The organism is Streptomyces kebangsaanensis (assembly GCF_001906585.1).
GTDB lineage: Bacteria > Actinomycetota > Actinomycetes > Streptomycetales > Streptomycetaceae > Streptomyces > Streptomyces kebangsaanensis.
In genome coordinates this window covers 9,011-16,550 of sequence record NZ_JUJA01000065.1, presented here as the reverse complement: position 1 = coordinate 16,550, position 7,540 = coordinate 9,011, and the positions used below count along the sequence as shown (strand labels likewise).

Annotated in this window: 6 protein-coding genes and 1 pseudogene; 4 read left to right on the top strand and 3 right to left on the bottom strand. The window is 71.5% G+C overall.

Annotation, left to right across the window (positions count from 1 at the left end; genetic code table 11):
• Together RH94_RS42865 and RH94_RS09305 are read right to left on the bottom strand one after the other, a co-directional pair.
• Positions 1 to 462: LacI family DNA-binding transcriptional regulator (locus RH94_RS42865; protein ID WP_234425646.1), on the bottom strand; the 462-nt coding region annotated here is incomplete at its 3' end.
• The gene (locus RH94_RS09305; protein ID WP_073947153.1) at positions 459 to 2,888 is read right to left on the bottom strand and encodes a glycosyl hydrolase 2 galactose-binding domain-containing protein; all 2,430 of its coding nucleotides are present in this window, start codon (positions 2,886 to 2,888) and stop codon (positions 459 to 461) included. The genes RH94_RS09305 and RH94_RS42865, both read right to left, overlap by 4 nt.
• A 227-nt stretch (positions 2,889 to 3,115) precedes the next feature.
• Here RH94_RS09305 and RH94_RS42860 point away from each other — a divergent pair.
• From RH94_RS42860 to RH94_RS09290, 4 genes and pseudogenes are all read left to right on the top strand, one after another.
• Positions 3,116 to 3,948, top strand: a pseudogene (locus tag RH94_RS42860) (ABC transporter substrate-binding protein); the annotation flags it as partial.
• A 1-nt stretch (position 3,949) separates the two neighbouring features.
• Positions 3,950 to 4,439 (top strand): extracellular solute-binding protein (locus RH94_RS42855; RefSeq protein WP_234425645.1); only part of this gene is annotated, 490 nt, incomplete at its 5' end.
• Complete coding sequence (locus tag RH94_RS09295) at positions 4,439 to 5,386, top strand: carbohydrate ABC transporter permease (protein ID WP_073947152.1); 948 nt, start codon at positions 4,439 to 4,441, stop codon at positions 5,384 to 5,386. The genes RH94_RS42855 and RH94_RS09295, both read left to right, overlap by 1 nt.
• On the top strand, positions 5,383 to 6,213 hold the full coding sequence (locus RH94_RS09290) for a carbohydrate ABC transporter permease (protein WP_073947151.1): 831 nt from the start codon (positions 5,383 to 5,385) through the stop codon (positions 6,211 to 6,213). The genes RH94_RS09295 and RH94_RS09290 overlap by 4 nt, the downstream gene beginning before the upstream one ends.
• 9 nt (positions 6,214 to 6,222) lie before the next feature.
• Here RH94_RS09290 and RH94_RS09285 read toward each other — a convergent pair whose 3' ends face one another.
• Positions 6,223 to 7,512, bottom strand: coding sequence for a ribonuclease D (locus RH94_RS09285; protein WP_073947150.1), 1,290 nt, complete (start codon positions 7,510 to 7,512; stop codon positions 6,223 to 6,225).
• Positions 7,513 to 7,540 lie beyond the last annotated feature (28 nt).

Here is a 7,540-nt window from a genome sequence, read left to right as displayed (position 1 = left end):
CCCCACGGCGACCACCGGCAGCCCCAGCCGCCCGGCCACGGCCGGCCGCGGGTCGTCGGCGCGGAGGTCGACGAGGATCGAGCCCGCGATCTGCCGGGCCCTCCACCACGACTCCAGCAGACCAGCCTCCTCCTCGGGACTGCGGACGAGCCGCAGCAGCAGCGAGCAGGAGTGCTCGGTCAGGACGCTCTCCACACCGGAGACGAACTCCATGTAGAACGGCTCCAGGCCGAGCATCCGGGCCGGCCGGCAGATCGCGAGCCCCACCACGTCCACGCGCGAGCCGGCCAGCGACCGGGCGGCCGGGTTCGGTGCCCAGCCCAGCTCGCGCGCGGCCTCGAAGATGCGGTCGCGGGTCGCCTCCGACAGGCCCGGCTTGCGGTTGAAGGCCAGCGACACGGCCCCCTTGGACACCCCGGCGCGGGCGGCGACGTCCTTGATGGTGACACGGGGCGCTGTCATCGGGCGGGCTCCACGCAGTACAGGGCGGACCGGACGGCGTCGGCCGCCTCCCGGCCGGGGGGAGGCTTCCAGCCGCCGACCTCGATGGTCACCCGTTCACCGGGCAGCAGGGTGACCAGCCCCCGGCCGGCCCGCGCGGCCGGGTCCAGCCGGTCGGCCTGGAGCAGCAGGTCCCGCAGCAGGGTGCGGGCGGTCACGGTGACCGCGCCGGACTCCACAGACACGTCGAACTCCGGTCGGGGGTAGGGGACTTCACGGTCCGGCGCCGGGAAGTGCAGGGCGCGCAGCCCTCCCCCGAGTTCTCGACTTCGCTCGAACAGGGGGGACCCCCACGCGTCCGCGACCAGGAACTCCTTCGGTCCGGCCGGCGCCAGTTCGGGCGGGACGCCGACGTGCGCGACCGTGCGCGCCGCGGCCCGCACCGCCGTACGCGTCGAGGCGACCACCTCGCCCGCGACGGACATCCGGCGCAGGACCAGCTCGGCCGCCCACTCCTCACCGGAGTCGTTGACCGCGGCCAGCACCAGCCCGCCGTCCCGTACGTGGAGGGACAGCAGCCGGTCCGCGTACAGCCGCCTCAGCTCGTGGTACAGCGGCTTCTCCCGCCCGTCCCCGTCGATCGCCGACCAGGACGTCACCGGCCAGCAGTCGTTGAGCTGCCACACGACCGTGCCCGCGCACACCGGCCAGTGCGAGCGCCAGTGCTCGACGCCGGCCGCCACGGCCCGGGCCTGGTTGACCTGGGTGAGGTAGTGCCAGCGGTCGAAGTCGCCCTCGGGCACGGCGAAGTGGCGGGCCAGCCCGCGCTCCAGCTTGCCGTTGCCGTCGTCGGCCTTCTGGTGGTGCAGCATGCCGGGGGAGTCCGGCGCCAGGTCCTCGCCGGGCAGGGCGCGGCGCAGGGTGGCGTACGCGGGCGGTGCCTGCCAGCCGAACTCGGCCACGAAACGCGGCACCTCGCGCCGGTAGTCCGCGTAGTCCGCGCGGTTCCACACCTCCCAGGAGTGGTGCGTGCCGTGCGCGGGGTCGTTCGGGTGGTGCGCCCAGGACCCGGACCAGGGGCTGCCCGCCGTGTACGGCCGCGTCGGGTCGAGCTCGGCCACCACCCGGGGCAGCAGCCCCAGGTAGTAGCCCTCGCCCCACGAGTCCCCGGCGAGCCGCCGCTCCCAGTCCCAGTCCCGGAAGCCCCACAGGTTCTCGTTGTTGCCGTTCCACAGCACCAGCGAGGGATGCGGCATCAGGCGTACGACGTTCTCGCGGGCCTCGGCCTCGACCTCGCCGCGCAGGGGCCGCTCCTCGGGGTAGGCGGCGCAGGCGAACGGGAAGTCCTGCCAGACCAGCAGGCCCAGCTCGTCGCAGGCATCGTAGAAGTCCCCGCTCTCGTAGATCCCGCCGCCCCACACCCGCACGAGGTTCACGCCGGCCGCGGCCGCCTGTCCGAGCCGCCGCCGGTAGCGCTCGCGGGTGATCCGGGAGGGGAACACGTCGTCCGGGATCCAGTTGACGCCCCGGGCGAACAGCCGCTCCCCGTTGACGACCAGGGTGAAGCCGCTGCCGTGCGCATCGGCGGAGGTGTCCAGCTCCACCGTCCGGAAGCCGATCCGGCGGCGCCACACGTCCAGCGCGTCGGAGCCGTGCAACAGCGTCAACTCGATGTCGTACAGCGGCTGTTCTCCGTATCCCCGGGGCCACCACAGCTCGGGGTCCGGTACCCGGAGCCGTACGGTCCCGTCCGTGCCGTCGATCGCCGCCCGCGCCCGTACGCCCCCCACCCGGGCCTCGACGGCGAGCCCGGCGTCGGCCCGGGTCCGCTCGACCTCGACGCGCAACTCGACGACGCCCGCGCCCTGTTCGACGGTGACCAGTGGGCGTACCCGGGAGATCCGGGCCGTGGACCAGGACTCCAGCCGCACCGGGCGCCAGATCCCCGCCGTGACCAGGGTCGGCCCCCAGTCCCAGCCGAAGGAGCAGGCCATCTTGCGGACGAAGGCGTACGGCTCGGCGTAGGCGGCGGGCCGGTCACCGAGGCGCCCGCGCACGGCCTCCGCCTCGGCGTACGCGGAGGCGAAGCGCACCACGAGCAGTCCTTGGAGTCCGGTCACGTCGAAGCGGTGGGAGCGGTGCATGTTCCGCACCCGGCCCAGCGTGCGGCCGTCCAGCGTGATCTCGGCGGCGGTGTCGAGCCCGTCGAAGACCAGGTCGGTCCGCTCGTGCTCCGAGGCGGTGCCCAGCCGCCTCTCGTACGTCCACTCCCGGCGGCCCACCCAGGCCGCCTCCGTCTCGTTCCGGCCGAGGAAGGGGTCCGGGACCAGCCCGGCGGCCAGCAGATCGGTGTGCACGCAGCCCGGCACGGCGGCCGGGAGGCCGGCCCCGTCCTCGTCAGGGTGTCGCAGGATCCATCCGTCGGTGAGCGGTGTGGTGCTGAGCATGCGCTCTCCCTAAACCGGTCCAACCCAACTGGTCTGTGACTTCGCATCGTTGGCGAGATTCGGACTTTACCGGTTGAGAAAGCGCTGTCAGAGTGCCGAATCAGCCAACCCGGCCGTCCCGGCCGACCCGGTCACCCGGCCGTCCCGGCCGACCCGGTCACCCGGCCGTCCCGGCCGGACCGGCCCATCCGCAGTGCTCGTCCGTCCGCAGAACGGAGCTGACGCACATGAACCGCCGCACAGTCCTCACCGGGGCCGCGACCGCGGCCGCCGCCCTGCTGCTCGCCGGGTGCACCGGCACCGGAGGCTCGACGAAGGGGCAGGACGCCGAGGCGCCCGACGACCCGTCGAAGGTGAGCGGGACCATCACCGTCCTCACCCAGCGCACCGACCTGGTGCAGGACGGCACGATGAAGAAGTACGCCGCCGCCTTCAACAAGACGTATCCGAAGGTGAAGGTCGAGTTCCAGGCGCTCACCAACTACGAGTCCGAAGTCAAGATCCGGATGAACACCGAGAACTACGGTGACGTCCTGATGATCCCCGGGGTGATCAAGAAGAGCGACTACCCCAGGTTCTTCGCCTCGCTGGGCACCCGGGCCGAGCGGAGCAAGAAGTACCGGTTCACCGACTTCACCACCGTCGACGGCAAGGTCTACGGACAGAGCCCGATCGGCGTGATGCCCGGCTTCGTCTACAACAAGAAGGTCTGGGAGCAGGCCGGGGTCACCACGTGGCCCACCACTTCCGCCCAGTTCCTCGACGGCCTGAAGGCGATCAAGGAGAAGACCGGCGCGACCCCGTACTACACCAACTTCGCCGCCCAGTGGCCGCTGACCTCCTGGACCTTCGTCAAGGGCTCCGTGCACTGCGACACCCGGGCGACCACCAAGCTGGTTGAGGGCGACCCCTGGGCGCAGGGCGCCGACCTGCGCGTCGGCGACACGCTGCTGTACGACATCGTGCACGGGGGCCTGGCCGAGAAGGACCCGACGACCACCAACTGGGAGGCGTCCAAGGCCCGGCTGGCCAAGGGCGAGATCGCCACGCAGTGGCTCGGNCGGCACCTGGGCGATCATCCAGTTCCAGGACGCCGCGGAGAAGGCCGGCCTCGACCCGGCCGACATCGGGTTCATGCCCTTCCCGGCCCAGGTGGACGGGACGTTCTGCGCGGTCGTCGGCCCCGACTACAACCAGGCCGTCAACATCCACTCCCCGCACAAGGAGGCGGCCCGCGCCTGGATCGACTGGTTCACCGACAACTCCGGCTACGACAAGGACAACCTCGCCATCTCCCCGCTGAAGGACGCGCCCCTGCCGGAGGTCCTGAAGCCGTACGAGGAGGCGGGCGTGAAACTCATCGAACTGGACGACAGCGCCGGCGCCGAGGAGAAGCTGATCGACGACCAGTCCGAGGTCGGCATCTACAAACCGGACTACCGCCAGGACCTCGTCGACCTCGCGCGCGGCGCCCGCAAGGGCAGCCTGGACGGCTTCCTGGGCGACCTCGGCAGGAAGTGGGCGGCGGCGCAGAAGACCGTGGGGTCCTGATGACGGACACCACCCGGAGGACGGTCGTGACGCCCGCCGTACCGGTCGCGGCCCCCACTCCGGCCCCCGCCCCGCGCCACGCGCGCGTGTGGCGGGGGCTGACCCCCTGGCTCTTCCTGCTCGCCCCGCTCGCCCTGCTGATCACCTTCACCTACGCGCCGATCGCCAACATGCTCGCCTACAGTTTCACCGACTGGGACGGCGTGAGCCCCGAACTGCACTACACGGGCGGCCACAACTACACCGAGCTGTTCACCCGCCCCGAGCTGTTCGAGGTGTTCTTCGTCAGCGGCTACTACCTGGCCGCCTCCGCCGTCCAGATCGTCGCCGCCCTCTACTTCGCCACCGTGCTCAGCTTCGACGTGCGGTTCCGGAACTTCTTCAAGGGCGTGCTCTTCTTCCCGTACCTGATCAACGGCGTCGCGATCGGCTTCGTCTTCCTGTACTTCTTCCAGGACGGCGGCACCCTCGACTCGGTGCTCGCCCTGTTCGGGTACGACCCGGACCACGCCTGGCTGGGGACGCCCGTCTCCGCGAACACCTCCCTCGCCGGGGTCTCCGTCTGGCGCTACCTCGGGCTGAACTTCGTGCTGTTCCTCGGCGCCATCCAGTCCATCCCCGGGGAGCTGTACGAGGCGGCCGAGCTGGACGGAGCGAACCGCTGGCAGCAGTTCCGGCACATCATCGCGCCCGGCATCAAGCCCGTGCTGACCCTGACCGTGATCCTGTCCGTCTCCGGCTCGCTGTCGGCCTTCGAGATCCCGTACATCATGACCGGCGGGGCGACCGGCACCGAGACCTTCGTGATCCAGACCGTGAAACTGGCCTTCCAGTTCAACAAGACGGGGCTCGCCTCCGCGGCCGCGGTCGTGCTGCTGCTGATCGTCCTCGCGGTGACCTGGGTGCAGCGACGCCTCGTCCCCGACGACAAGGTGGACCTGGTATGACACGCCGTACCGTCACCCGCACCCTGGTGTACCTGTCGCTGATCGCCGCGGCGGTCGTCGTGCTGCTCCCGCTCGGGGTGGTCTTCCTGACCTCGCTGAAGACACCCGAGGAGATGGCCGACGGCAGCGGCGCGCTCACGCTCCCCGGCGACCTGCTGAACCTCCACAACTACGTGACGGCGTTCCGGGACGGCCGGATGCTCTCCGCGTTCGGCAACACGGCCTTCGTCCTGGTCTTCGCCATCGGCGGCACGGTGCTGATCGGCTCCATGACGGCGTACGCCATCGACCGCTTCACCTTCCGCTTCAGGAAGCTGGTGGTGGCGCTGTTCCTCGTCGCCGCGCTGGTCCCCGGGGTCACCACCCAGGTGGCGACCTTCCAGATCGTCAACAGCTTCGGGATGTTCGACACGCGCTGGGCGCCGATCGCGCTCTACATGGGCACCGACATCGTCTCGATCTACATCTTCCTGCAGTTCGTGCGGTCGATCCCGGTCTCGCTGGACGAGTCGGCCCGCCTGGACGGCGCCAACGCCTTCACGATCTACCGGAAGATCATCTTCCCGCTGCTGAAACCGGCGATCGCCACGGTCGTGATCGTGAAGGGGATCACCGTCTACAACGACTTCTACATCCCCTTCCTCTACATGCCGTCCGAGGACCTCGGCGTGATCTCGACGTCCCTGTTCCGCTTCCGCGGCCCCTTCGGCGCCCACTGGGAGACGATCTCGGCGGGGGCGGTGCTGGTGATCCTGCCGACCCTGGTCGTCTTCCTGTTCCTGCAGCGGTTCATCTACAACGGCTTCATGAAAGGAGCGACCAGGTAGGAGAGAGGATCAGACCCGCCCGACCGACAGCGCCCCCGCCAGCACCGGAGACACCTGCTCCACCTGCCAGGGCCGCGCCCCGTACCCCTCCAGGGCGGCGCCGACCGACTCGGGGTCGACACTCCTCGGCGGCTCCCAGCAGAGCCGCCGCACCGCGTCCGGGGCGACGAGGTTCTCCTGCGGCATGTTGAGCCGCTCGGCCAGCGCGGACACCGCGGCCTTGGCGGCGGCCAGTCGGGCCGCCGCCGCGGGGTCCTTGTCGGCCCACGCCCGGGGCGGCGGGGGCCCGGTCACCGGCTGCCCGGACTGGGGCAGCTCGGAGTCGTCGAGGGCCAGGGCCCGGTCGACCGCGGCCTGCCACTGCTCCAGCTGCCGCCGCCCCATGCGGTGCCCGAAGCCGTTCAGCGCGGCGAGGGCGTGCACGTTGGCCGGAGTGGAGAGCGCGGCCTGCACGATGGCCGCGTCCGGCAGCACCTTGCCCGGTGAGACGTCCCGCCGCTGGGCGATCCGGTCCCGGGCCTGCCACAGCTCCCGTACGACGGCGAGCTGCCGCCTGCGCCGCACCTTGTGCATCCCGGACGTGCGCCGCCAGGGGTCCTTGCGGGGCTCGGGCGGCGGCGCCGAGGCGATGGCGTCGAACTCCTGCAGGGCCCACTCCAGCTTGCCCTGCCGGTCGAGCTCCTTCTCCAGCGCGTCGCGCAGGTCGACGAGGAGTTCCACGTCGAGCGCCGCGTACCGCAGCCACGGCTCGGGCAGCGGGCGGGTGGACCAGTCGACGGCGGAGTGGCCCTTCTCCAGGACGAAGCCGAGGACGCCCTCGACCATCGCGCCGAGCCCGACCCGCGGGAACCCGGCGAGCCGGCCGGCCAGCTCGGTGTCGAACAGGGCGGTGGGCGTCATGCCTATCTCGCGCAGGCAGGGCAGGTCCTGGGTGGCGGCGTGCAGCACCCACTCCACGCCGGACAGGGCTTGGCCGAGGCCGGACAGGTCGGGGCAGGCGGCGGGGTCGATCAGCGCGGTGCCGGCGCCCTCGCGGCGCAGCTGCACCAGGTAGGCGCGCTGGCCGTAGCGGTAGCCGGACGCCCGTTCGGCGTCGACGGCGACGGGGCCGGAGCCGGCGGCGAGGGCGGTGGCCACCTGGACGAGGGCGTCCGCGTCGGCGATGACGGGCGGTATGCCCTCGCGGGGCTCGAGCAGCGGGGTCGGCGCCCCGGCGTCAGAGGATCCGCCGTCGTCCGGAGGGGCGCCCCCGGTGGTTCGCAGTGAGCTGTCTGCTGCGGTCTCTTGGGCGTCGGTCACCTGTCAAGGGTATCCGTGGATGGACGGC

What these genes read in the sequence shown, in the direction of transcription:
- RH94_RS09305 (WP_073947153.1), bottom strand. Translation starts at nt 2,888, where the DNA reads ATGCTCAGCACCACACCGCTCACCGACGGATGGATCCTGCGACACCCT.
- RH94_RS09295 (WP_073947152.1), top strand. Translation starts at nt 4,439, where the DNA reads ATGACGGACACCACCCGGAGGACGGTCGTGACGCCCGCCGTACCGGTC.
- RH94_RS09290 (WP_073947151.1), top strand. Translation starts at nt 5,383, where the DNA reads ATGACACGCCGTACCGTCACCCGCACCCTGGTGTACCTGTCGCTGATC.